We start from the raw sequence: 23,712 nt of genomic DNA on the forward strand, positions 1-23,712 counted from the left end.
CCCAATAGACGAATTTTACCTGTTCTTAAATGCAGAAATTCGGCTTAAATACTCAATTATTTATTATTAACCGAACTTAACAGAAAGAATAAATATGAGTGATAACTTAATATTAATTAAAGTACTTTTTTATCAGAAGCCATATCCCTTAATCTGATTTCAATTAAAAACAACGACTAACAAGTAAACTTACTGTGTAATTTAGAAAGTATTTAAGATAGAGCTAATTACTCATTATAAATATTAACGTTCATATTAGTGTCATCTTTTTTTATTAAGGATTTATTTTTTAGACAACATCAAAACAACCTGTGGATAACTCTGTGAGTAGTTTTGTAACCCTCTCAATATTAATAAGTTAGCCTCCTTTTAATTTTATTAACATAATTAAAAAATCAATCACTTAGCGAAATCATTAAGATATTATAAATTAATCTCAATATTTCTTATTAATGTGGATAGTTATATTATGACAAAAATATGAAAGTCAAAAAAATAGCACTCCTATTTCTTGAGTGCTATTTTCATATAAGGATCTATATACTTTTACTTAGTCTATATAGGTAAAATTTAAGAGGTAAAATTTAAGCCTATATTATTTTTTCAGCAATAATTGATTCACAATATCAGAATATGTTTTTGCATACTCTTCTGGTGATTTTGCACTGATACCATCATTTTTCATTTTATATTTCCCACCAATGATCATCGCAGGCACACCATTGATTTGGAAATCGGCGACAGCATTTTGTTGTTGGCTAACTAAAGAATTCACCACAAAACTATTCATTGCTGCATCATAATCTTCACCTTTAACGCCAGCGTTAATAAAGGCATTACGGATATCGTCAACAGAACGAATAGATTGCGTTTCTTGAATACCTTTAAATAAAACTGGAGAAACTTGATCTTCAACACCTAAAGCCATTGCCACAGCCCAAGAACGTGTTAAGTCTTTACCTAAAGGTCCTAAGAAATCAACGTGGTAGCGGACAATATTAGTCTTTTCTGGTACATTCTTTTCAACAGTACTATTGACTTTATACACTTCAGAAAATTGATAACAATGTGGGCAATAAAAAGAGAAAAACTCAACAACATCAGGCGCTGATGCAACAGGTTTAGAAAGGTTAGTATACTGTTTTCCTTCAGAAATATCCGCAGCAGAAACACTGAATGCTAACACCATACTTGCTAACGCCAGCCAAATCTTTTTCATTTCTCATCGTCTCCTAAGAATTAATACATTGGACTAAGTTGTAAAGGAGGCTCATTTAACTGCTCCACTTGTCCCTTGAATAAGGCTAATTGTTTAAACCAAAAATCTTGCTCTTGAAACCAAATAAAAGCGCGAGGGAAAGCAGGATCATTCCAGCGTTTTAATACCCACGCGAGATAATGCACCATTCTTATTGCTCTTAGTGGTTCAATTAATGACAATTCACGTAAATCAAAATCTTGGTATTCATAATAAGACTCAAGGATAGTATCTAACTGTATAACCTGCTCTTGCCGTGAGCCATTTAATAACATCCAAAAGTCTTGTACCGCAGGTCCCATTCGGGAATCATCAAAATCAACCATTACAACTTCATCACGCCACAATATATTACCGGGATGGCAATCACCATGTAGCCGTAATATTTGCCATGTAGAGTCCTCTATTCTAGGACGCACATCATGAATAAGTTTATCTATAACCTCTATAAATTGAGGTTTGAGGTTATTAGGAATTAACGAACTACTTTCAAATTCTAATTTTGGCGCTATCAGATATTCTGCAATAGAAACTGTCGGTCGATACTCATAATTCTTTTTTCTGCCTATTTGATGAATGCGCCCTAATGTGCGTCCTACTTCTTCTAGCTGAAATAAATTATCAGTTTCATATGCTCTTCCCCCTATACTGGGGAATATTGCAAAATAAAAGCCATTATCAGAAAAATGAACTGTCTCACTATTAATCATTAAAGGCGCCGCAACAGATACCTCAGCCTCCTTTAATGCTAAAACAAATTCATGTTCTTCTTTTATCTGTTCATACGACCAACGTTGAGGACGATAAAATTTCACCACATAACGTTGTCTATGCTCATCCATAAATTGAAAAACACGATTCTCATAGCTATTTAATTCCGTTAGCCCTGACTCAGGATAAAAACCGATTTTAACTAACGCGTCCCAAATGTTATCAGGAGAAAGTCCCTGAAAATTAAATGAGGCAGACATTTCCATTTTCTATCCTGAACTTAGTCTTTAATCACACCACGAGCGCGTAAAATAGCGGTTTTAAAATCTTCTTCGTAATCTTTTTTCAGCCCTGGTATCACATCTGTTGGTGCTGAACCACGCATTTTCAGATGGTAAATCAAAATATCATCAGTCAGATCAGATAATTGACCTTTAAAACCCGCTTCATTAGCCAGTTTCTGCAATAATTGAATTAAGTTTAAATCAGAATTTTCTTCCCAAACTGGGTGCAATAATTCCATAACTTCATTAAGACGGTGACATTTCATACAAAAAATCCTTATTATTAATGACAACAACAAAGTACCAATTATTATCCGATAGAAAAAGGAAACCTCTGTCAATATGCGTAAAGATTACGCTTTTTTGATAAAAATTGCTGTCGCTTTACATGAAATCTCATTAAGTCGATATTTTTTATTAGTATATCGTCTTTCCTTGATAAAAATCGTTCGGAAAATTTAGCCAATTTATTCACAAATATTGAATATGAAAATGAAGAATATTACAGGTGGTATACTTGCGGGTGGCCAAGCAACACGAATGGGAGGGGCTGATAAAGGGCTTCAAATTCTACATGGACAGCCTTTATACCGCCATATTGCCCAAAAACTAGCACCACAAGTTGATAGCATACTGATTAGTGCTAACCGAAATTTAGAACAATATCGCCAAAGCCAATATCCTGTTATTACAGATGAAATAGAAGGGTTTTCAGGGCCTTTAGCTGGCATGCTTACGTTATTAAAACAAGCTTCAACACCTTGGGTTGCCTTTGTGCCTTGCGACGTTCCCTATTTCCCTCTTAATTTAGTTGAAAAACTCTATGAGCAAAGAGGCGATGCATTAGCCGTTTATGTTGATGATGGTGAAAGAGAACATCCTACCTTAGCACTGCTAAATCGTCGTATTATTCCTATGCTAGAAGCTTATTTAGCACAAGGTGATCGAAAATTAATGTTGTTTATGAAGCAGATAAATGCACATTCTGTTTTATTCGCGGATCAAGCAAATGCTTTTATTAATTTAAATACCCCTGATGATATTGAAAAAGCCAACAAATTAAAAAAACAGGACTGAAAAATATGGCACAAATAGATTTACCCCTTTTAGGGATCACGGCGTGGAGTGGAACTGGTAAAACGACACTACTAAAACAGCTTATTCCACAATTACGCAAAAGAGAAATTCGTGTAGGTATGATCAAACATACTCATCATGATATGGATGTGGATAAACCCGGAAAAGACAGCTACGAGCTTAGAAAAGCAGGAGCAGATCAGACATTAGTCGCAAGCCAACAACGCTGGGCATTAATGACAGAAACTCCAGAACTACCAGAATTAGATTTGTATTACCTCGCATCTCGTTTTGATACGAGTAAACTAGATTTAATCTTAGTCGAAGGATTTAAAGGCGAAACCATTCCTAAAATTGCACTTTATCGCCATATCAACGAGCGTGATTTTAATGATTTACTTGATGAGCACGTTATTGCCGTCGCCAGTGATTGTGATTTAAGCATCGATTTTCCACTACTAGATATCAACGCACCCGAAGCTATTGCAGAATTTATTGCAGATTGGCTTAAAAACAATAAATGATCGTTGTGGGCTATTTTTATAGCCCACATTTAATGACAGTATCTCAAATATTATTCTAATAATTCTAAATCAAATTCGTCACTGATTGTTTTAATAATCGTTACCACAGTTTCTGCAAAACTGTCTTCGCCAAAATCTCTCAGCATTAGCCAAATATTATCATCAACATTCCAATTCTGTGGAATATTGAGGCTTTCTTCTGAATATGCATACCAAGGATAATATTCAGCATTTAGTTGACACTCAACATAATAGTCAGGAAATACTCGTTCAATTTCACTTTGAATTTCAGTGTAGTTCTTTAATTTATTTCTTTTCGGTGCTTCATTTTTTCTTTCAAAGCCCCAATAAAAATTTCTTAAATTTGAACTCTCAAATTTAAACACCAAATAATAAAGGCTATCATCGTTAAAATCGACATAAAATCCAGACTCTTTTTTCCCTTTTCTAAAGTCTTCTTCATCAAAATAAAACTCTATAGATAGCTCATCTGTTTTATTTATGATATGAGTTATAAACTCATTCATTATTGATAACTTAATATTTTCTATGCTTTTAGATATTAAAAGAGCAGAGCTAATTGCATCATTATCTTCTAATATTTTTTCTACTATTTCGTCTTGCAATTCCATATTTAGCTCGTAATTAATCTCTGACTTAATAAATTTTATAATAGATTCAATAAACATTTTTACTTGAATTGACTCTATTTTATAGGTGCACTCTTCTAACCATTTAATAATTTCATAATAAGTAATATGGTGAATATTATCTTTTATCTCTTTATCTGCATCTTTAGATAAAGAATACTCGCTATATTCAGTGTTACTTAAATAAAATAAAATCCATTTTTTTCGACTTCTTCCTGCTCTTTTTTTCAACCAGCAACCATAATCATATAACTGATTTTCTTCATCTTCAGCCCATGGTTTATTCTCAATACCTATCAATAAATCAGAGGTTTCAATAAAAATATCTAAACGACGATAACTATCGTCTTGCTCAACTGCCTGTTCAAGACAGACGGATTTTACAGACTGATATTTATTATTTTTAATAAAATGTTGATAAAACTTTTGAGTAAATAATTTACCCTGAGCATGCGTTTCTGTTGGATCAAGTAGAAATGCTAAGCATTTTGAAATTGTATTTTCATTTATCTTGAATAGAGATAAAGGTGAAAAATCTGGACTTAACTTTTTATAGTAGCGTTTTTTCGCTTTGTCGTAAGATTTTCGTTCTGTCGTAATACGTTGGATTACTTTATGAACAATAGCTGGGGAAATATCCATGTTTCTTCTAGTAATAAAAATAAGGTAATTTAGTTTATGTCTAATGTTGATTTCTAATTTAAACAATATCACCAATAAAATATAGCTAATGGAGAGATTAATAAAAATAGGTTCCAATAAAACTCAGAACCTATCTATTAAAGTAATTATTTTTATTTCAAAATAATTGCTTGATAAGGCTTAAGAATAAGGTTGCCTTGTGCGTTTTCCACTATTGGGCTGTTATGCAAATAAATATCTTTAGCTTTCATGGTCAGTACTTTTTCTTCACCACTAAAATTGCAGTAAATATTGACTGAGTTGCCTTCATACGTACGCTGAAAAGCAATTACATTTTCTGGTGAATCTAATGGCAAAAACTCACCATAAATCAAAATATCACTAATTTCTGAATGTCGTCTTAATGCAATTAATTGTTGGTAATAAGCAAAAAGAGAGTGCTTATCTTGCATTTCTTTCTGTGCATTAATCTCGACATAATTAGGGTTAACTTTTAACCATGGTTTACCTGTACTAAACCCCCCATTTATTTCACTACTCCATTGGAAAGGTGTTCTTGAATTATCACGGCTGCGGGCATTAAAATATTCAATCATTTGCTCGTCGCTATAGCCTAATTTATTACCCCATTCATGTAATTTAAAAACATGTAAATCATCATGTTCCTCTAACGTCATAGGGCAATTTGTCATACCAATTTCTTGCCCTTGATAAATAAAAGGCGTTCCTCGTTGAGTTAATAAAAATGTCGCTAACATTTTGGCACTAATAGGATTAATGTCTCCTTTAGGGAGAAATTTATTTAATGAACGCGGTTGATCATGATTTTCTAAATAAGGTGCTCCCCAACCTACTCGTTGAGTATCTAATTGGCTTTTAATAAAGACAGGTTTTAATCTTTCACCAGTGATTGGATTAATGGTGAAGGGCTTTTCATTGCGAATATCTAAATCAGCGATGCTAAAATCAAATACCATAGAGAAATAACCATTCTCACCCACATAAGCACGTAAATCTTTTTCAGGTACATCAATTTCTGCAACCGTCATACTATTTGCAGGCTTAAAAGTATTCTCAGCTAATTCAGTTAAAAACTTATCAATACCCGGTTGATTTAAAACCCAAGGCACTAAAGATGCAGAACCATCATCTTTATCAGATTCAAATTGATATTCAGATAAGGCTTCAGGAGATTTTTTTAAATTACCAATCGCATCAATTCGAAATCCTGCAACACCTTTTTTTATCCAGACATTTATCATGTCGATAATATCTTTGCGTAATTGTGGGTTTTCCCAATTTAAGTCCGGCTGTTCAGGGCCAAATGAATTGAAATACCAACGATTAGTTTTTCCAACACGGCTCCAAACAGAGCAATCAAAATAAGTGCGTAAATTATTAGGAGGCGTCGATTTATCCCATTGTTTAAAAATATAATAATCGCTATATGGGCTATTCGGATCTTCAATTGCCGCTTTAAACCATGGATGCTCATCAGAAGAGTGATTTAATACTAAATCTAATAGAATTTTAATATCACGTTTTTTAGCTTCGTAAATAAGTTTATCTAACGCGTTATTATCGCCAAAGAGAGGATCGACAACAGAATAATCCGCAATATCATAACCATTGTCTTTCATTGGTGATTTAAAAATTGGACATAACCAAATAACGTTTGTACCGAGTGATTGAATATAATCTAATTTCTCCGTGATCCCTGCTAAATCCCCAACACCATCCCCGTTACTATCATAATAGCTCTTGGGATAAATTTGATAGACCACTGCTTCTTTCCACCAAGTACTAGACATATTCACCTCACCAAGGTAATTAACATATATGGAACTGTTCCATAATTTATATAAGATACTATAGGTACTAAAAGAGAGGGTAAGGTAATTAACATACTAAAATGTGAAATAGCTCATACTAAAAAAACACAATTACCTCAATAAAGATGGGTTTGTCATAATCATATTAAGATATATTAGGTCATCAACTAATTAAAAGGAGCAACAGCATATTCAATGGCAGGGATCCGTGATGTCGCAAAAAAAGCCAATGTCGCAGCAAGTACTGTTTCCAGAGCATTAAATAACAGTGGCTATGTGTCTCAAGCGGCACGAGAAAAAATAAAAAAAGCGGTAGAAGAATTAGACTATATTCCAGATACTTGGCTAAGAAATTTATATCAACAAAAAAGTGCGGTTGTTGGTGTCATTATTAACAGCCTTGAATACCCTTATTTTGCGACAGTGACACGTTTTATTGAAAATAAGCTCGCTGAAAATGGCTATAGCATGATGTTATGTGCAACACAAAATAGCAAAGTACGTGAACGTATATTTTTTGATATGCTTAAACGCGGTCAGATTGACGGTATTATTGCAGAATATCTGTTATTGGATGATAGTGAATATCAGCATATTCAAAGACCCGTGGTAACGCTAGACCGTCATCTTCGTGATATTCCATTAGTTTGTTCCGATCATCATACGGGTGGCCAATTAGCGGCAGAACACCTTATTCAAAAAGGGTGCCAAAAAATCCTCTATATTGAAGATAATTCAAGTTATTTATCATCAACCCCTTCCTATCAAAGCTGTTTAGCTTTTAAAGAAACGCTTATTCAGGCAGGTATTAAACCTATTTCTTGTAAAGTAAATTGGAAAGAAGAAGAGAAAGACTACTTTCATTCTTTTGCAACAAAAATACTCTCTTTGCATTCAGATATTGATGCGATTTTTGCTGCTGATATTCCTGCCATGGCATTATTTAATGAAGCAACAAGGCGAAATATTGCCATTCCAGAAAAATTAAAAATTGTTGCTTACGATGGCAGCCCTTGGTTAAACCAAACACTGCGCCAATTAACCTGTATTGAACAACCTTTTGAAAAACTAGCCGAAAAAAGTGTAGAAGTGATTAGTGCATTAATTGAGAATAAAGCAATCACAGATAACGTCTCTGTTATTCCAGTGAAGTTTATTCAAGGTGAAAGTAGTTAATTATTGATTCAATTCTTATGACAGTTTTGTGTTGAGATATCGACATAACATGTCGATACCATAAACATGTCACACCATTATGTTTATAAAAATGCATTTTATCGACATATCGCCATAACATGTCGATACCATAAAAAAACGCCAAAGAAAGTTGCCCTTCTTTGGCGTTTTATCGCATTATGTTTTACTTCAATATTGAGTAAAGCTTATTGCCTTATTTTGTAGGGCGAACAGCGATAACTTCAATTTCTACACGCCATGCTGGGTTAGCTAATTTAGCAACCTGAAAAGCTGAACGTGCTGGAAGTTTGTTGGTTTTTTCTGCATCAAAGAATTTAGAATAACCTTGCATAAAGCCTTTGAAATCCATAGTCCCATCAGTCTCTTCGCCACCAACTAAGAAGACTTGCATTTTCACGATATCATCCATACCTAAATCAAGTTTGTTTAGGTTAGTTTTAATTTGCTCTAACACGTTGATGGTTTGTTCTTCAGTATTACCATAAGAAGCTAATACACCTTCTGGCGCATCTGCTGATTTCTTAGTTGGAACTTTGCCACTTAAGAAAACAAGATTACCACCTGTAACTTCTACAGATTCTGAAATTGGCATACCATTTAATTTATGATGCACAACACCCTCCGCGTTCGCACTTGCTACACCAAAAATGAAAGGTAGGGCAACAAGTAAACTTTTATAGCGCATGGAAACTCCTTAATATGTTTAATTTACAGTAAAACAAGGGGTTATTTACTTCTTAAAACGATCCATACTAAATGGCGTTGGATCAATAACAGGTTTCTTACCCGTAACGATATCGGCAGTCACTTCACCCGCTGCTGGACTTTCGGTCATACCCCATACTGTCGCTGTATTAATAACTAGACCTGGGTATTCTTTGACCTCTGAAATAATAGGTAATTCATCAAATGTTGGACTCACGACCGCCCCCCAACGTTCAACAACTTGTGATTTTTCAAATACTGGGAATTCAGCTTTCATTCTTTGGAATACAGCATCCAAGTGCTCAGTATTTTGCGTTGCTGTTGCAACACGATATTGTTCAAACGGTGTTTTTTCATCTAATTTCCAAGATGTTGCCATCTTGAATGAGTTAAATAAATCTTCACCGATAGAGAATTCTAATGGTAGCTCACCACCACCTAATAGGTGCATGAACTTAGGTCCTAACAAGAAGCTATCTTTTACGATAGAACTTGTGAAAATACGTGGTGCGACAGCATAAGTGCCATCGGCTTGCTCGCGGAAGTGAATACCGTTTGGTAAATGTACGTTACCACGAGGTGCGCCTGGAACACCTGATACACGTTGTTGTGATAAGTAAACATTCAGCGTTGGAATATCAATGCCCATGTTACCCATAAATAAACGTGACCAAATACCACCAGCTAGAACAACGTGAGATGTTCTAATTGCGCCTTTTTCTGTTACAACATCAGAAATTTTACCACCCGCAGTTTCAATGCCTCTTACCGCGCAGTTGGTATAGATTTTTACGCCAATTTGTTTAGCATAGCGTGCTAATGCCGGTGTGCCTGTTTCTGGGTCAACAGAGCCTGAGTCTTCTTCAAAAGCGGCAACAGTCCATGGTGTTTGAGCACCAACAAGACGGTTTGATAACTCTTCACCTTTAATAATGCGCGTATTTAATGGTGTATCAAATCCAGCCGTTTCTTTTGCTGTTTTGATCCACGCTTGAGCTTTATCAAGTGCTTTTTCATCAGCAAGGGCTTCTACACGACCTTGTGTACGATAACTGGTATCTGCACCAATTTTCTCGTTCATTCCACGCCATAAGATTTTCCCGTAATGGTGTAATGGGAAAATTTCTGGTGATGTTTGATAACTAATAATTTGGCTGTATGCTCGGCCTGATTGTTCACCGCCAATCTCGCCTTTTTCTAAAATAGTGACACTCATGCCACGTTCTGCAAGGTTGATAGCGGTCATGATACCTTGGATACCACCACCAATAATCACTGCATCAGATTCTTTAGGCAGCGCACCCTCTGTACCTTCGACAAATGATACTCTAGATTTAGCTTCAACGAATTTACCATCACGGCGAACCATTGGAACTAACGCAGCACCACCGGCTAAAACACCCGCAGCACCAACACCTAAAAGCAGCTTTCTCCTTGAAATTTTCATCTTCTACCTCAGTAATGGATTTATCACTTATATTTATAATGTTATTCATTTATTTCTTTAAAACTGAATAATACCATAGTTCATTATATTGTTAATAATTATAATTATTTGTTAACCATTTCTTAGAATAACAATATCCATAGATACAACGTGGTTACTTTAACCATTTTTTTTCATAGAAATTCATCAATTAATAAAGTGAAGATGAAAATTTTTTATTTATTATTCATTGATAAACAAGAAAATAATAAGAAAGGGATAAATTTTTAACTGAAAAAGTAATTGTTTAAAAAATTAACATTTTGATACAAATAACAAGGAGGGGATGTAAAATATTGTTTACAAAACAAGCAAAATCTATCGCACAATTGCATAAAATAAAAAGATGATCCTGACTAGGTAATAGCCTTATTTTCACAAAATAAGTAATTTCACTTAATCACTAGTTTATGGGTCAGTAAGTAGACAAATGTACTTTTAGGAAAATACATAGAAAAGAGGATGTATGAGTTAGAAATAACGCTGGAGTCAGTACAAATTTGCAATAAAAAAAGCCAGAGGGTTAACTCTAGCTTTTCACGTAATAATAAAAATAAGCTATATAAATGAAAATAGCTTATCTCATCGTCACAAATTCTTCTGCTGCAGTTGGATGGATTGCCACAGTATCATCAAAGTCTTTTTTCGTTGCGCCCATTTTCAGTGCCACAGCAAAACCTTGTAGCATTTCATCCATACCAAATCCAATACCATGAATACCCACAATTTTTTCGTCTGCACCAACACAAACCAACTTCATACGACATGGTTGACGATGACGCGTCACAGCACTATACATTGCAGTGAAAGACGATTTGTACACTTTGACTTGGTCTGCACCATATTGCTCAACCGCTTGAGGCTCTGTTAAACCAACAGTACCAATAGCAGGATGGCTAAATACCACCGTTGGGATATTTGAATAGTCTAAGTGTTCGTTAGGTTTGTTGTTAAATAAGCGCTCTGACAAACGACGCCCTGCGGCAACAGCAACCGGTGTTAATTCAACAGCCCCAGTATTATCGCCAACAGCATAAATTCCTTTTACATTGGTATTTTGGAATTTATCGACTTTGATATAGCCTTTTTCATTTAACTCAACACCCGTTGCCGCCAGATTCAGGTTATCTGTTGCAGGTTCACGACCAATTGCCCAGATTAAGGTATCAACTGTTTGCTCTGTGCCGTTTTCCAGTTGTAGCGTTAAACTTCTGTCTGCATTCTTAATCACAGCTTTAGGAATAGCGTGTGTATGTAATTTAGGTCCTTCGGTTTCCATCACTTCTAACAGTGTTTCAACGATTAATGGATCAAAATTACGCAGTGGTGCATGTTTACGAACAAATAGATGTGTTTCGCTACCTAAAGCATTTAACACTCCAGCAAGTTCAACAGCGATATAACCAGCGCCAACAACAGCAACACGTTTTGGTAAAGCTTTTAATTCAAAGAAGCCATCAGAATTAATACCATACTCAGCACCTGGAATATTAGGTTGAACAGGACGACCGCCTGTTGCAATCAGAATATTATCAGCGGTGATCTTTTCACCATTGACTTCAATAGTATTGGCATCAACAAAACGAGCAAACCCTTGGATAACATCAACTTTGTTATTACCTAAGACACGGTCATAAGATTGATGAATACGGTCAATATAAGCAGAACGACTACTAATTAGCGTATCCCAATCAAAACGGTTCACTGTGGTATCAAAACCATAATCAGGGCCGTATTGATGAATAGCTTCAGCAATTTGCGCTGCATGCCACATCACTTTTTTAGGTACACAACCCACGTTAACACAAGTGCCACCTAATGCTTTCGCTTCAATTAATGCGCATTTTTGACCATACATTGCCGCTCTATTAATTGATGCGATACCGCCACTACCGCCACCGATGGCGATGTAATCGTAATGTTTGCTCGTCATTTCTCTGATCCATTTATCTGTAGAAAAATAGGTAACTCACAGGCTAAGTCTTTCATATCATGATGTCTATTATGACAAAATTTAAAACATAGCACGTCAGATTTTAGCTTTTACAGTAATAGGCAAAAACAATAATAAAGATGCTTATTCTGGTACAACCCACTCAACTAATGTATGTCCAATCCCCTCAGGAACTAAGGTTTTATGTAACCAAGGGAGTATTGATTTCATTTGTGATTCTAATTTCCAAGGTGGATTAATCACAATCATGCCTGATGCAGTCATCCCTAATTGATCACTATCGGGTTTTACTGCTAATTCAATTTGTAAAATCTTACGGATCCCTGTTGCTTCAAGCTCTTTTAGCATACGTTTGATTTGCTGACGGTGAACAACGGGATACCAAATCGCATAAGTGCCTGTCGCAAAGCGCTTATGACCATCAACAACACCTTTAACAACGGCAGAATAGTCTTGTTTGAGTTCATAAGGTGGATCAATTAATGCGAACCCACGACGGCTTGGCGGAGGTAACTTAGATTTTAATTGGCCAAAACCATCTTCACGAGAAACTCTGGCTCTCTCATCACGAGAGAATTCGGTACGTAATAAAGGAAAATCCGTTGGATGCAATTCTGTTAGCACTAAAGAATCTTGTTCTCTTAGTAATTTGCCCGCTAATAGAGGTGATCCCGGATAATAACGCAGCTCCCCACTTGCGTTTAATTCTCCAACCGCTTCAAGGTAAGGCAAAATAAGCTCAGGCACTTCTTCTTGCTGCCATAAGCGTGCGATCCCTTCTAAATATTCGCCAGTGCGGGTCGCATGAGCATTGGTTAATTGATAACGTCCAGCGCCAGCATGAGTATCAAGATAAAGGAAAGGTTTTTCTTTCTCTTTTAAAGACTCAATGATGAGTGTTTGAACAATATGTTTTAAAACATCGGCGTGGTTGCCAGCATGGAAACTATGGCGATAGCTCAGCATTCTTTATCTTCCATTAGAAATAAGTATAGCTTAGTAATTAATTTACTCAGAAATAGTGATTAAACTCAGTGTATCAGAAAAAGCCGAACTTCTTCATTGAAAGCGAAAGAAACGTTGTGTCTTAATATCCAGCCGTTATGATAAACCTATATTTCACTTAAGTTTAAATAGGATAGAAAGATGAAAAAATTACTTTTGACTGCCATAACCTTAAGCTTACTCGCAAGTAATGCTTATGCCGATAGATCAACCAATGGCTGTGAGATAAAAAAGCAGAATATCCAAAAACAAATGGAATATGCAAAAGCACATGGTAATCAATATCGAATCCAAGGCTTGGAACGAGCATTACAAAATGTTGAACGCTATTGCACACCTGAAAAAGTAGTTGAAAACACGCGCCTTGAATTACGTGAAAAACAACTTGATGTTAAAGAGCGGGAGCTAGAATTAAAAGAAGCACAACTTAAAGGTGATGCAGATAAAATTGCTAAACAAGAAAGAAAACTCGCTGAAGAAAAGGCAGATTTAAAAGCAATTGAAGAAGAATTAAATCTACTGACAAAGTAGTTATCATTAGTCATTAATGTCTACTCCTTATTTGGCTGTGAAATACAGCATAAAACAATAAGTGAGTAGCCATTCTCTTATTAAACTAAACTTAATTTCAGAATTGCTGTATTGGTTTTCTATCCTTTATTAAGTACAAGATTATCTACGCCTTTTGATAGAGCATCATCTACACTTAAGCCAGAACAAACAAATACATCTCCTAAATCAGTGGCTAATTACAATAAGCATAAGGTGTGTAATAGAAATTAAGCTATGATATTTTTGAGTGAAAACTATAGTAGTGACACTCAATTATTAAAAATGGACAGATCTAATTAAAGAGGATATATGTCAGAAGAGCAGCAACCCAAAACAGAGAATGAAAAAACTCAACTGACTCAGCCGCTTAAAAAAGGGCTGGAAAAAGGGATACATGGTGGAAAAAAGGCCATCGGTATTGGGATAAAAATCAGTAACTTTATTACTAACATCCCTTTTATTGCACATCTTATTCGTGCCGCTGAACGTTTTACTGACAGAATGGGAAATCAGTTTGGTGCCGCTATTACCTACTTTTCATTCTTATCATTAATTCCTGTATTAATGCTTTCCTTTGCTTGTGCGGGTTTCGTTTTAGCCTCAAATCCAGATTTACTCGCTAAATTAATTACAGGTGTCGCAAATAGCATTGACGATCCAACGCTTGCTTCCACCGTTCAACAAAGTATTGATACCGCAGTTCGCCAGCGTACCACCGTGGGTTTAACCGGTTTAGCAATTGCACTTTATTCTGGTGTTAATTGGGTAGGTAATTTACGTCAAGCTATTTTGGCGCAATCACGCTCCGTTTGGGAAAGAAATAAAGAAGAGCAAGAGAAAATCTATTTCCGCTACTTTCGTGACTTTTTAGCATTAATTGGTTTACTTTTTGCGTTAATTGTCACTATTACGCTGACTTCTGTGGCGGGTTCAGCCCAAAGAATGATTGTTCATACATTGGGATTAGACGGTATTGAATGGCTAACACCAGCATGGACAACAATCGGCTTAACTATTTCCATTACTGCAAACTATTTACTCTTTTTATGGATATTGTGGATCTTACCTCGCCATCAACCAAAACGAATTTCGCTTATTAAAGGCACACTTATCGCTGCCATTGGTTTTGAAATATTGAAATCTGTTATGACATGGATGCTACCGAAAATCGCAAGCTCGCCTTCAGGTGCCGCATTTGGTTCAGTGATAGGTTTAATGGCTTTCTTCTACTTTTTTGCTCGATTAACACTCTTTTGTGCCGCGTGGATCGCCACTGATGGCCCAAATATGCGCAAAGAACAGTTGTCTGAAACGCAATCAACATCTTAACTTTATGATAAAACTATATGGTTAATTCCCTGCATTAACCGCCTATAAATAACGTAATAAGGAAAAACAATGCCATACGTTAATATTAAAATTACACGCGAAGGTGCAACCGCAGAGCAAAAAGAACAACTCATTGCGGGAGCAACACAACTTTTGGTTGATGTATTAGGCAAAAACCCAGCAACTACCGTTGTAGTGATTGATGAAGTTGAAACGGATAACTGGGGAATAGGCGGTAAAACAGTAACAGAATTACGAGCAGCAACAAAAAGTAAATAGAGAATTTCTGCAATATAAATAAAGGGTGCCAAGTACACCCTTTTTGCTGATTTATTTTCCTGACAGATAAGGAAGTAACTATGGTTCAATCAATGACTGATGCTTTTAATGCCTTACCTTCAGCAAGTGCTATCTATATTACAGGTGCAGGTATTCCATACCCTTTTGGTATGGCGCACGGATTTGCCGATGAAAGTACCCAGAAAAAATTAACTGTAGATACGCCTTTTCGAATCGCTAGTAATACAAAAACCTTTCTCGCTGCCGCTTTTTTACGTTTATGGGAACAAGATGCTCTATCCCTTGATGATGATATAACTAAATATTTAAGTGCTAATTATCAACAGACATTATTAGAGCTAGGGTATGATCTTAAAACTATTACACTACGCCATTTATTAAGCCATAGCAGTGGGTTATTCGATCATGCAAATGAAGCTTACCTTGAAGAGGTGATTAAAGATCCCTCTCATAAATGGACAAGAGAAGAGCAAATAGCGCGCTATGCTCAACAAGGCTTTCCCATTATTCCTGCTGGAAAACGTTTCATTTATTCAGACACAGGATATATTTTATTAGGTGATATTCTTTCTCAGTTTATGAGAAAAAATATGGCAACCGCCGTTCGTGATTTATTGCATTTTCAAGATTTAGATCTACCACAAACGTGGTGGGAAGATTTAGAACTACAACCTAAGCATCCTAAAGCCCGTGCTAGACAGTTTACAGGTGAACATGAAGGTACTCATATTGATGCTTCAATGGATGCTTTTGGCGGTGGCGGGCTTGTGATGACAACCCTTGAGTTAGCTAAATTTACAGCTGATCTCTTCGAAGATAGAGTTTACTTGCATCCATCAACCTTAAAAGAGATGAAATGGCAAGGTTCACATACAGGTGCTGAAAATTATCGTTTAGGTTTAATGGCAGAAGAAACTGACCTAGGCACACTTTACTATCATCTTGGTTATTGGGGTTCGGTAGCTTATTATTTACCTGAAAAACAAATCGCTATTGCTGGCTTTACAACCCAAAAAAATAACCGTGAAGATTTGATAACCATTGTTAAAGAAGCGTTTAAACGCCTTTAAAATCAAAAAGCCAAAAATGTATCAATAACACTTTTGGCTTTTTGTTTATTTTACAGCTGATATATTTTCAATATCAGCCTATCTCTGTTTTATTACGGCTTTTTCGCCGGTGTTGTTGCTACCGCTGGAGTAGTTACTGGATTAGTTACCGCGGGAGTTTCAACGGCTTTATTTGGTGTCGCATTAGTTGCAACAGGTACAGGTGTATTTGCCGTTTCTGGATGAACTTGCTTTTCAAATTGAATACGCAATTCGCCTAAATTTACCGTTGGTGTTTCACCACTTTGCGTTAATACAAAAGTAATATCTTCAGATAAAACTCTTGAAAGCTCCTGATTTAATGTCTCTTTTGTTAAACCAGCTAAAAATGCTTGGCGTAAACGCTGATATTGTTCAGGTGGAATATCAATAATATTGCTTTGTTGTGATAACAGACGCTGATTAATTAAAATAGCCGTACTGGTTTTTGCATAACGCGCAAATAACTGAGTTAATTGAAGTTGTTTTTCTTGTTGTAGCTCTCGGTATAACTCATCGCTGATACCTTGGTTACGCAAGCGCCCCAATTCTTCTCCCACCCATGATGCCAATGCAGGAATATGCGTTGTGGCAGTATCAATATTTAAAGAACAACTTGCACGCTGGTATTGTACTCGGCAATCAATGTTAACTTGAGTACTGTCGTTTTCCTTACGTTGTTCAAGGCTACGACCTAAATGCACAAAAATAACTTCGCGAGCTAAATCACTTAACCAATATTTATTTAACGTGTCGGAGTCTTTTACTGGCGACCAGTCTAAATCCCAAATTAAAGCAATTTGGTCTTTTGCACGCATAGGCTCTTGCACATATAACGTTTCAGGTTTCATATCGGCAAGAACAGGCACTGGAACTGGTGTTACACGCTTTCCTGATAACGGTGAAAAAGCCTGATTAATACTTTCAGTCAACACTCTATTATCAACATTACCTGCAACATAAAGTGTCATCATATCTGGGGTATACCAACGTTGTTGGTAATCTGACAGCTCTTTAGTATTTACAGATTGATTAACAGGCTTGCCCGGATTGTGACCTTTTAAATTAGAGCCTTCAAGACGTGAGCGCCAGATAGGATCTTCAATATTAAGAGGAAACGTTGCAATCGGAAGTGGCGATTGAACTGCGTTACGAACCGCATCTTCAGTATATTGTGCTGGTTTAGCAATATCTGCTAATAATGCAAAAGCATCCTTTAACAGCTCAGGCTGGTTATTCGGTAGACTTAGATTATAAACAGTAAAATCGTATGAAACGATCATTGGAGGCAACGGATAGTCAGGATCTAACGCATTTTTCCATAGATTATCGCGTTTCTCTGGCGTTAAACCTGTATTTTCCAAAACGTTGAGTTTGGACACCAAGGATGAAAAACCCGTTTCATTGCTTTTTTCTGATAAAGAGCCAGTATTGACTAATAAACGGATTTGTATTCTATCATTTGGGCGTTGCGGTGTTTGTAAGATTTGCCACTGAAAACCATTTGCTAGCCGCCCTTCTTGCCAAGCCGGATCAGGCTGTAAAGCTTCCGCTTGAGCTTGGCAAATAACAGCGCCGAACATAACGCTTCCCAATAAAATTCGTGTCATTACACCCTGCATGTGAACCTCTGTTGTATTAATCCTTGGTATTAAACCACTTATGAGGTTTAACAATAAGCGCCAAAAGACATGTTAGATGTTGGATGTCTATTTTTTGTATTATCATTCTTTATCACCACAGAAACATGAAATGGAATCACTATAGTGATTAGACTCATTATGGCGTAAGAAGGTTCAGACCTTCGGCAATTTTTGATCAGATTTTTGATGATTATATCCTTTAACCAGCAAACCAATCTCATCATCACAATGTGATTTTGGACAAGATAACGCTGAAACTTGGCTATCTTTATTGAGGGTGACGGCGATTTGGCGCAAAGGTTTTACAACAATACGATTAATACACCAACTAATAGCAACCGTCAGAATAAGCCCCATCAACAGATATGTTGTTAGCATCAAGGCAACAGTATTACTAGCAAAACGATAAAAACGATTTGTGTCAGCCTGTAAAATGAGATGACCACTATAGGACTTATCATCTGTTGAAGTAATACCTAATGGCTGTAAAGGGATAACAGCTTCAACGGGAATACCAAAAAGCCAACTTGAGAATTCAGAGACCTCTTTCTTAGGTGCAAAATCTAAATTCATCACTTGCACATTTTCGGGTTGCATGACAATCGCTTTACCCAAAATACCCGTCGCTTTTAGTGTAACAATCTGTTGTTTAGCATCATTCAAATCTGAACGTAACAATGCATCAGCAAGTGGTTGCTGGATACTGACACCCGCATTAAAAAGCTGATTTTGATAATCTTCACGACGTTGATCTATCAAATAAACAAGTTGAATACTGATAAAAATAGCAATAGTCACCAACGTAACGCCCGCAACAGCGGCCATTTGTTTTATTGTTAATGAATGTTTAAGATGAGGTTTCATCGTTGCTATTTCCAATATACATGTCTGAACAGAGTGATTATACTGTATTTTTGTGATTATGTATCACTCTCAATAAAGAAAATAACGTTATAAAAAGCGCCTATCCATTAAAATGAAAGTAGATAAATATATAATTATTGTTATTTGAGTATAGTTATAAGATAAACATAGTAAAATAAAAATAAAATCTCACTTTCTCTAGGTTATTTACAATAAATCTACTTTATTTTAATGAAAAGATACAATTCACTAAAGAACACTAGAACATATAAAATTAAACGCTATTAAACCCTTAATTTAAAGTTAAAACACAATACCAAGCGCAATATATTTCTTAGTGAAAAATATTATCCCCCTTTTATATTATTGAAGTTTATATTTAAAAAAAACAATATAAATATAATACTTGATATCTATAAAATCATTATTAGATTATTTAGTTAAGATTAATTAAATATTATTAATGAAAAAAATAAGAACAATATAAATCAATATATTGTTCTTATTTTATTAGATAAATTTATTTTATTTAAACTATCGCGTTATCTTGCTCCACCGCAAAACAAGCAATAAGCTGACCATTATACGCTTTTAATGTTGGCTGTAATTGACTACATGGACCAAATGCACGACGGCAACGAGCAGCGAAAGCACAACCTGGTGGCGGATTTAATGGGCTTGGTAATTCTCCCGTTAATTTAATACGCTCTCGTCTTAATTCAGGCGTCAATCTTGGTGTTGCTGATAATAATGCCTGTGTATAAGGATGTTGTGGATTTTCAAAAATTTGAGCTTTTGTTCCTTTTTCTACACAACGCCCCAAATACATTACAATAACTTCATCTGCAATATGCTCAACAACCGAGAGATCATGGGAAATAAAAACATAAGAGAGTCCCATATCTTGTTGTAGATCCATCATCAAATTCAGTACTTGAGCGCGAACTGATACATCCAGCGCAGAAACAGGCTCATCGGCTACCACAATGTCTGGATCAAGCATCAAACCACGCGCAATAGCAATACGCTGACGTTGACCACCAGAAAACATATGTGGATATCGGCTATAATGTTCTGTTTTCAACCCCACTTTAGCCATCATTGATAATACTTTTTCTTTACGCTCAGTGGCATTCAGTGTCGTATTAATCAATAAAGGCTCTTCTAAAATTTGTCCGACTTTTTTACGCGGGTTCAATGATCCATAAGGATTTTGAAATACAATTTGTATCTTTTGGCGACGTAGCTTCTCAGCCGATTTATCTTTAATTAACAGATTTTGCCCACGATAAGACAGTTCGCCTGAAGTAGGAACCTCAATCATCGTTAATAATCGACCTAATGTGGATTTACCACATCCTGATTCACCAACAACAGCCAAAGTTTTACCACGTTCTAACTCAAAAGAGACACCATCAAGGGCTTTAACTGTTCTCTCTTTTGAAAAAAGCCCGCCTTTTACGCTGTAGTACTTTGCTAAATTAACTGCTTTTAATAAGGGAGTTGATACATTTGGATTAACTTCAGCCATGGGTAGGTCTCCCTGCATTATCTAACGGTGTATGACATTTCACACGATGCGTTCCTAGTTCTCTTAATTCAGGCTCTATCTTATAACATTCATCATGAGCATATGGGCAACGTGGATTGAGTAAGCAACCTGTTGGTCGATCATAGCGTCCTGGTACAACGCCCGGTAACGATGCTAATCGCGCTTTATTACTCGCGAACTCAGGAAGCGCTCTTAATAATGCTTGAGTATAAGGATGGCGAGGCGCTTTAAAAATTTCTGATGCTTTTCCAGATTCCACCACTTGCCCCGCATACATCACAATAATGGTGTCTGCGGCTTCTGCCACTAATGCTAGATCATGAGTGATCAACACTAGCGCCATATTTTCTTGTTTTTGTAAATCGAGCAAAAGCTCTATGATCTGAGCCTGAATAGTTACATCCAGTGCAGTGGTTGGTTCATCTGCAATTAATAATTTAGGGCGACAAGCGATCGCCATTGCGATCATCACACGCTGGCTCATTCCTCCTGAAAGCTGGTGTGGATAAACATCTAAGCGAGAAGCTGGATCAGGAATACCCACCAGCGTTAAGAGATCGATAGCACGTTGTTTACGTGTTTTACGACTTCCTCCTTGATGGACTTTTAACGCTTCCATAATTTGATAGCCAACCGTAAAACAAGGATTCAAACTTGTCATTGGATCTTGGAAAATCATCGCAACATCAGCACCGACTAAATTACGTCGCTCTGATTCAGAGATTTTCATCAGATCTCTACCATCAAAATAAAGCTCTTGTGCGCTTACTCGTCCGGGAAAATCAATAAGCCCCATAATCGCTAATGAGCTGACTGATTTACCTGAACCTGATTCCCCTACTATCCCGACAACTTGCCCTTCTTCAACTTGATAGCTAATTCGGTCTACCGCTTTAAACGGAGTATCTTCATCACCGAAGTGAACAGATAATTGATTTATATTTAGTAATGCCATGTTCTTACTCCGTTACTGCTTTAATTTCGGATCAAGCGCATCTCGTAAACCATCACCCATTAAGTTAAAGGCTAATACGGTAAACAAAATTGCCAAACCAGGAAACGTTACAACCCACCATGCACTTTGTGTAAACTGCAACACATCAGATAGCATGGTTCCCCATTCAGGTGTTGGTGGTTGCGCGCCCATACCCAAAAAGCCCAATGCAGCCATATCTAAGATTGCATTAGAAAAGCCTAAAGAGGCTTGAACAATTAAAGGTGCAAGACAGTTAGGTAAGATATTGATAAACATCTGACGCAGTGAACCCGCGCCCGCGACACGAGAGGCAATCACATAATCGCGATTAACTTCAATTAAAACAGCAGCACGAGTCAATCGAACATAATGTGGTAAGGCAACAAAAGTTAACGCAATAGAAGCATTAACAATAGAAGGACCAAAAATAGCCACCAAGACTAACGCTAATAATAAACTTGGTAATGCCAGCATAATATCAACGACACGCATAATGCCGATATCCACCAGCCCACCAAAATAGCCTGCTGCCAGCCCTAGAATAATTCCTAAGATAAGTGATAACACGACAACAATACATCCCACCAATAATGAAAGGCGAGCGCCAAACATTAAGCGAGAAAGAATATCGCGACCAACATCATCAGTACCTAGAATAAATTGCCAGCTTCCCCCTTCTTGCCAAACAGGAGGTGCTAATAAGAAATCACGAAATTGCTCATTAGGGGCATGAGGTGCAAGAAAACCTGCCAGTAATGCAATAAGCAACATAATTACAATATAGATTAACCCAACAACGGCACCTTTATTTTGTTTAAAGTAATGCCAAAATTCTTGGAAGGGCGTCATGGGAGCCGGTGCACTGATGACCGGTGTTACTTTATTTTCAGTCATTATGCATTCCTTATTTTTTATGGCGAATACGAGGATTCACAATGCCATAAAGAACATCAACCAACAGATTGACAAAGATAATCATCGTTGCAATTAAGAGCACACCACCCTGAACAACGGGATAATCGCGTCGTTGTAAGGCATCAATCAACCAGCGTCCTAATCCCGGCCATGAGAAAATAGTTTCAGTTAAGATTGCACCCGCCAGCATTGTTCCAACTTGTAATCCAATAACGGTGACAACAGGTAACATTGCATTGCGTAATGCGTGGATAAGAATAACGCGAGCACGGCTTAAACCTTTTGCTCTAGCAGTACGAATATAATCTTCGCCTAATACTTCAAGCATCGAAGAACGCGTCATACGCACGATAACAGCTAAAGGAATGGTTCCTAATACAATGGCAGGTAAAATGATGTGATGAACTGCATCTAAGAAATCCCCTTCCTCACCCCAAACAAACGTATCAATAAGCATAAATCCAGTGAGTGGATTACTGTCATCTAAAAAGACACTATCAGCCAGACGCCCTGATACAGGAGTTAAGTCTAATTTCACAGACACTAACATGATAAGCATAATTCCCCACCAGAAGATTGGCATGGAATAGCCCGCTAATGACACACTAATTGCCGTATGATCAAAGATAGAACCACGTTTTACCGCAGCCAAAACGCCAACAGGGATCCCAACCGAAACCGCAAAAATCATGGCGCAAACGCCAAGTTCTAAAGTGGCTTTAAAGCGAGGTAAAAATTCATCCCATACAGGAACGCGGCTTTTTAATGAGATACCTAAATCACCATGTAAAATGCCATTTAGGTAATTGATATATTGTTGCCATAAAGGCTTATCCAGCCCCAACTCAGCCATTAAATAGGCATGTCGCTCTGGAGAGAGTCCACGCTCACCCGCCATAATCATTACCGGATCACCGGGAATAAGATGAACGAAAATAAACGTCAGTAATGTAATTCCGATAAACGTAGGGATCACAAGTCCCAAACGTTGAAGGATAAATTGCAGCATATCCTAATTCTCTTTTCAAACATCAGCTAAAAGATAGCGCTGATAAATCAGGGGAGAAAGTCCCCTGCGCTCACAGTGTACTGAATGTATTCGTTATTATTGAATAACGGTGTCTTTTATAAAAAAGACACCGTACTTAAAGCAACCCAACGATTAGGT

General features: G+C 36.7%; 22 protein-coding genes. 7 read left to right on the forward strand and 15 right to left on the reverse strand.

Annotation, left to right across the window (positions count from 1 at the left end; all coding sequences use genetic code 11):
• Positions 1 to 595: 595 nt before the first annotated feature.
• The 3 genes from dsbA to QQS39_RS17300 are packed head-to-tail and all read right to left on the reverse strand — an operon-like array spanning position 596 to position 2,519.
• Positions 596 to 1,219 (reverse strand): thiol:disulfide interchange protein DsbA, encoded by a 624-nt coding sequence (gene dsbA / locus QQS39_RS17290; protein WP_151436307.1) that lies wholly within the window; start codon positions 1,217 to 1,219, stop codon positions 596 to 598.
• A gap of 20 nt (positions 1,220 to 1,239) precedes the next feature.
• Positions 1,240 to 2,235 carry a serine/threonine protein kinase gene (locus QQS39_RS17295; protein ID WP_285805038.1) on the reverse strand — a complete coding sequence of 332 codons (996 nt, stop codon included), beginning with the start codon at positions 2,233 to 2,235 and terminating at the stop codon, positions 1,240 to 1,242.
• Between the two features lie 14 nt (positions 2,236 to 2,249).
• Positions 2,250 to 2,519, reverse strand: coding sequence for a YihD family protein (locus tag QQS39_RS17300; protein ID WP_109408934.1), 270 nt, complete (start codon positions 2,517 to 2,519; stop codon positions 2,250 to 2,252).
• Between the two features lie 220 nt (positions 2,520 to 2,739).
• On the opposite strand from QQS39_RS17300, the gene mobA reads away from it, so the two are divergent.
• Both mobA and mobB read left to right on the forward strand, forming a co-directional pair.
• Positions 2,740 to 3,330: a molybdenum cofactor guanylyltransferase MobA gene (gene mobA, locus QQS39_RS17305; RefSeq protein ID WP_285805039.1), complete on the forward strand. Its 591-nt coding sequence runs from the start codon at positions 2,740 to 2,742 to the stop codon at positions 3,328 to 3,330.
• Between the two features lie 5 nt (positions 3,331 to 3,335).
• Positions 3,336 to 3,854 (forward strand): molybdopterin-guanine dinucleotide biosynthesis protein MobB, encoded by a 519-nt coding sequence (gene mobB / locus QQS39_RS17310; RefSeq protein ID WP_285805040.1) that lies wholly within the window; start codon positions 3,336 to 3,338, stop codon positions 3,852 to 3,854.
• Between the two features lie 50 nt (positions 3,855 to 3,904).
• On the opposite strand, the gene QQS39_RS17315 is transcribed toward mobB, so the two are convergent.
• A complete protein-coding gene (locus tag QQS39_RS17315) occupies positions 3,905 to 5,146 on the reverse strand; it encodes a PDDEXK-like family protein (RefSeq protein ID WP_285805041.1) in 1,242 nt (413 codons plus the stop codon).
• A 152-nt stretch (positions 5,147 to 5,298) separates the two neighbouring features.
• A complete protein-coding gene (locus QQS39_RS17320) occupies positions 5,299 to 6,957 on the reverse strand; it encodes an alpha-glucosidase (protein ID WP_285805042.1) in 1,659 nt (552 codons plus the stop codon).
• Between the two features lie 216 nt (positions 6,958 to 7,173).
• Between QQS39_RS17320 and QQS39_RS17325 the strand changes: the two genes are divergently transcribed.
• Positions 7,174 to 8,154, forward strand: coding sequence for a LacI family DNA-binding transcriptional regulator (locus tag QQS39_RS17325; protein ID WP_285805043.1), 981 nt, complete (start codon positions 7,174 to 7,176; stop codon positions 8,152 to 8,154).
• 214 nt (positions 8,155 to 8,368) lie between these two features.
• Here QQS39_RS17325 and QQS39_RS17330 read toward each other — a convergent pair whose 3' ends face one another.
• From QQS39_RS17330 to QQS39_RS17345, 4 genes are all read right to left on the reverse strand, one after another.
• Positions 8,369 to 8,860: a RidA family protein gene (locus tag QQS39_RS17330; RefSeq protein ID WP_151436314.1), complete on the reverse strand. Its 492-nt coding sequence runs from the start codon at positions 8,858 to 8,860 to the stop codon at positions 8,369 to 8,371.
• A gap of 45 nt (positions 8,861 to 8,905) precedes the next feature.
• Complete coding sequence (locus tag QQS39_RS17335; RefSeq protein ID WP_151436315.1) at positions 8,906 to 10,327, reverse strand: NAD(P)/FAD-dependent oxidoreductase; 1,422 nt, start codon at positions 10,325 to 10,327, stop codon at positions 8,906 to 8,908.
• A gap of 616 nt (positions 10,328 to 10,943) precedes the next feature.
• A complete protein-coding gene (gene gorA, locus QQS39_RS17340) occupies positions 10,944 to 12,299 on the reverse strand; it encodes a glutathione-disulfide reductase (RefSeq protein ID WP_285805044.1) in 1,356 nt (451 codons plus the stop codon).
• A 144-nt stretch (positions 12,300 to 12,443) separates the two neighbouring features.
• The gene (locus QQS39_RS17345) at positions 12,444 to 13,286 is read right to left on the reverse strand and encodes a 23S rRNA (adenine(2030)-N(6))-methyltransferase RlmJ (RefSeq protein ID WP_151436317.1); all 843 of its coding nucleotides are present in this window, start codon (positions 13,284 to 13,286) and stop codon (positions 12,444 to 12,446) included.
• Between the two features lie 180 nt (positions 13,287 to 13,466).
• Here QQS39_RS17345 and QQS39_RS17350 point away from each other — a divergent pair, with 180 nt between their 5' ends.
• From QQS39_RS17350 to QQS39_RS17365, 4 genes are all read left to right on the forward strand, one after another.
• A complete protein-coding gene (locus QQS39_RS17350) occupies positions 13,467 to 13,856 on the forward strand; it encodes a DUF1090 domain-containing protein (protein ID WP_151436318.1) in 390 nt (129 codons plus the stop codon).
• Positions 13,857 to 14,186: 330 nt separating this feature from the next.
• Positions 14,187 to 15,206 carry an inner membrane protein YhjD gene (gene yhjD / locus QQS39_RS17355; protein WP_285805045.1) on the forward strand — a complete coding sequence of 340 codons (1,020 nt, stop codon included), beginning with the start codon at positions 14,187 to 14,189 and terminating at the stop codon, positions 15,204 to 15,206.
• A gap of 69 nt (positions 15,207 to 15,275) precedes the next feature.
• On the forward strand, positions 15,276 to 15,485 hold the full coding sequence (locus QQS39_RS17360) for a 2-hydroxymuconate tautomerase family protein (RefSeq protein ID WP_006534633.1): 210 nt from the start codon (positions 15,276 to 15,278) through the stop codon (positions 15,483 to 15,485).
• Between the two features lie 80 nt (positions 15,486 to 15,565).
• A complete protein-coding gene (locus tag QQS39_RS17365) occupies positions 15,566 to 16,576 on the forward strand; it encodes a serine hydrolase domain-containing protein (RefSeq protein WP_151436320.1) in 1,011 nt (336 codons plus the stop codon).
• Positions 16,577 to 16,668: 92 nt separating this feature from the next.
• Here the strand turns inward: QQS39_RS17365 and QQS39_RS17370 are convergent, their stop codons facing one another.
• From QQS39_RS17370 to dppB, 6 genes are all read right to left on the reverse strand, one after another.
• A complete protein-coding gene (locus QQS39_RS17370) occupies positions 16,669 to 18,204 on the reverse strand; it encodes a M16 family metallopeptidase (protein ID WP_285805046.1) in 1,536 nt (511 codons plus the stop codon).
• A 186-nt stretch (positions 18,205 to 18,390) separates the two neighbouring features.
• Positions 18,391 to 19,101: a HAMP domain-containing protein gene (locus tag QQS39_RS17375; protein WP_151436321.1), complete on the reverse strand. Its 711-nt coding sequence runs from the start codon at positions 19,099 to 19,101 to the stop codon at positions 18,391 to 18,393.
• Between the two features lie 529 nt (positions 19,102 to 19,630).
• Positions 19,631 to 20,632: a dipeptide ABC transporter ATP-binding subunit DppF gene (dppF, locus tag QQS39_RS17380; RefSeq protein WP_151436322.1), complete on the reverse strand. Its 1,002-nt coding sequence runs from the start codon at positions 20,630 to 20,632 to the stop codon at positions 19,631 to 19,633.
• On the reverse strand, positions 20,625 to 21,608 hold the full coding sequence (dppD, locus tag QQS39_RS17385) for a dipeptide ABC transporter ATP-binding protein (RefSeq protein WP_151436323.1): 984 nt from the start codon (positions 21,606 to 21,608) through the stop codon (positions 20,625 to 20,627). Before dppD ends, dppF begins: the two co-directional genes overlap by 8 nt.
• 12 nt (positions 21,609 to 21,620) lie before the next feature.
• Positions 21,621 to 22,523, reverse strand: coding sequence for a dipeptide ABC transporter permease DppC (gene dppC, locus QQS39_RS17390; protein ID WP_069369576.1), 903 nt, complete (start codon positions 22,521 to 22,523; stop codon positions 21,621 to 21,623).
• A 10-nt stretch (positions 22,524 to 22,533) separates the two neighbouring features.
• The gene (gene dppB / locus QQS39_RS17395; RefSeq protein ID WP_285805047.1) at positions 22,534 to 23,553 is read right to left on the reverse strand and encodes a dipeptide ABC transporter permease DppB; all 1,020 of its coding nucleotides are present in this window, start codon (positions 23,551 to 23,553) and stop codon (positions 22,534 to 22,536) included.
• Positions 23,554 to 23,712 lie beyond the last annotated feature (159 nt).

It is taken from the genome of Proteus appendicitidis (assembly GCF_030271835.1).
Lineage (GTDB): Bacteria > Pseudomonadota > Gammaproteobacteria > Enterobacterales > Enterobacteriaceae > Proteus > Proteus appendicitidis.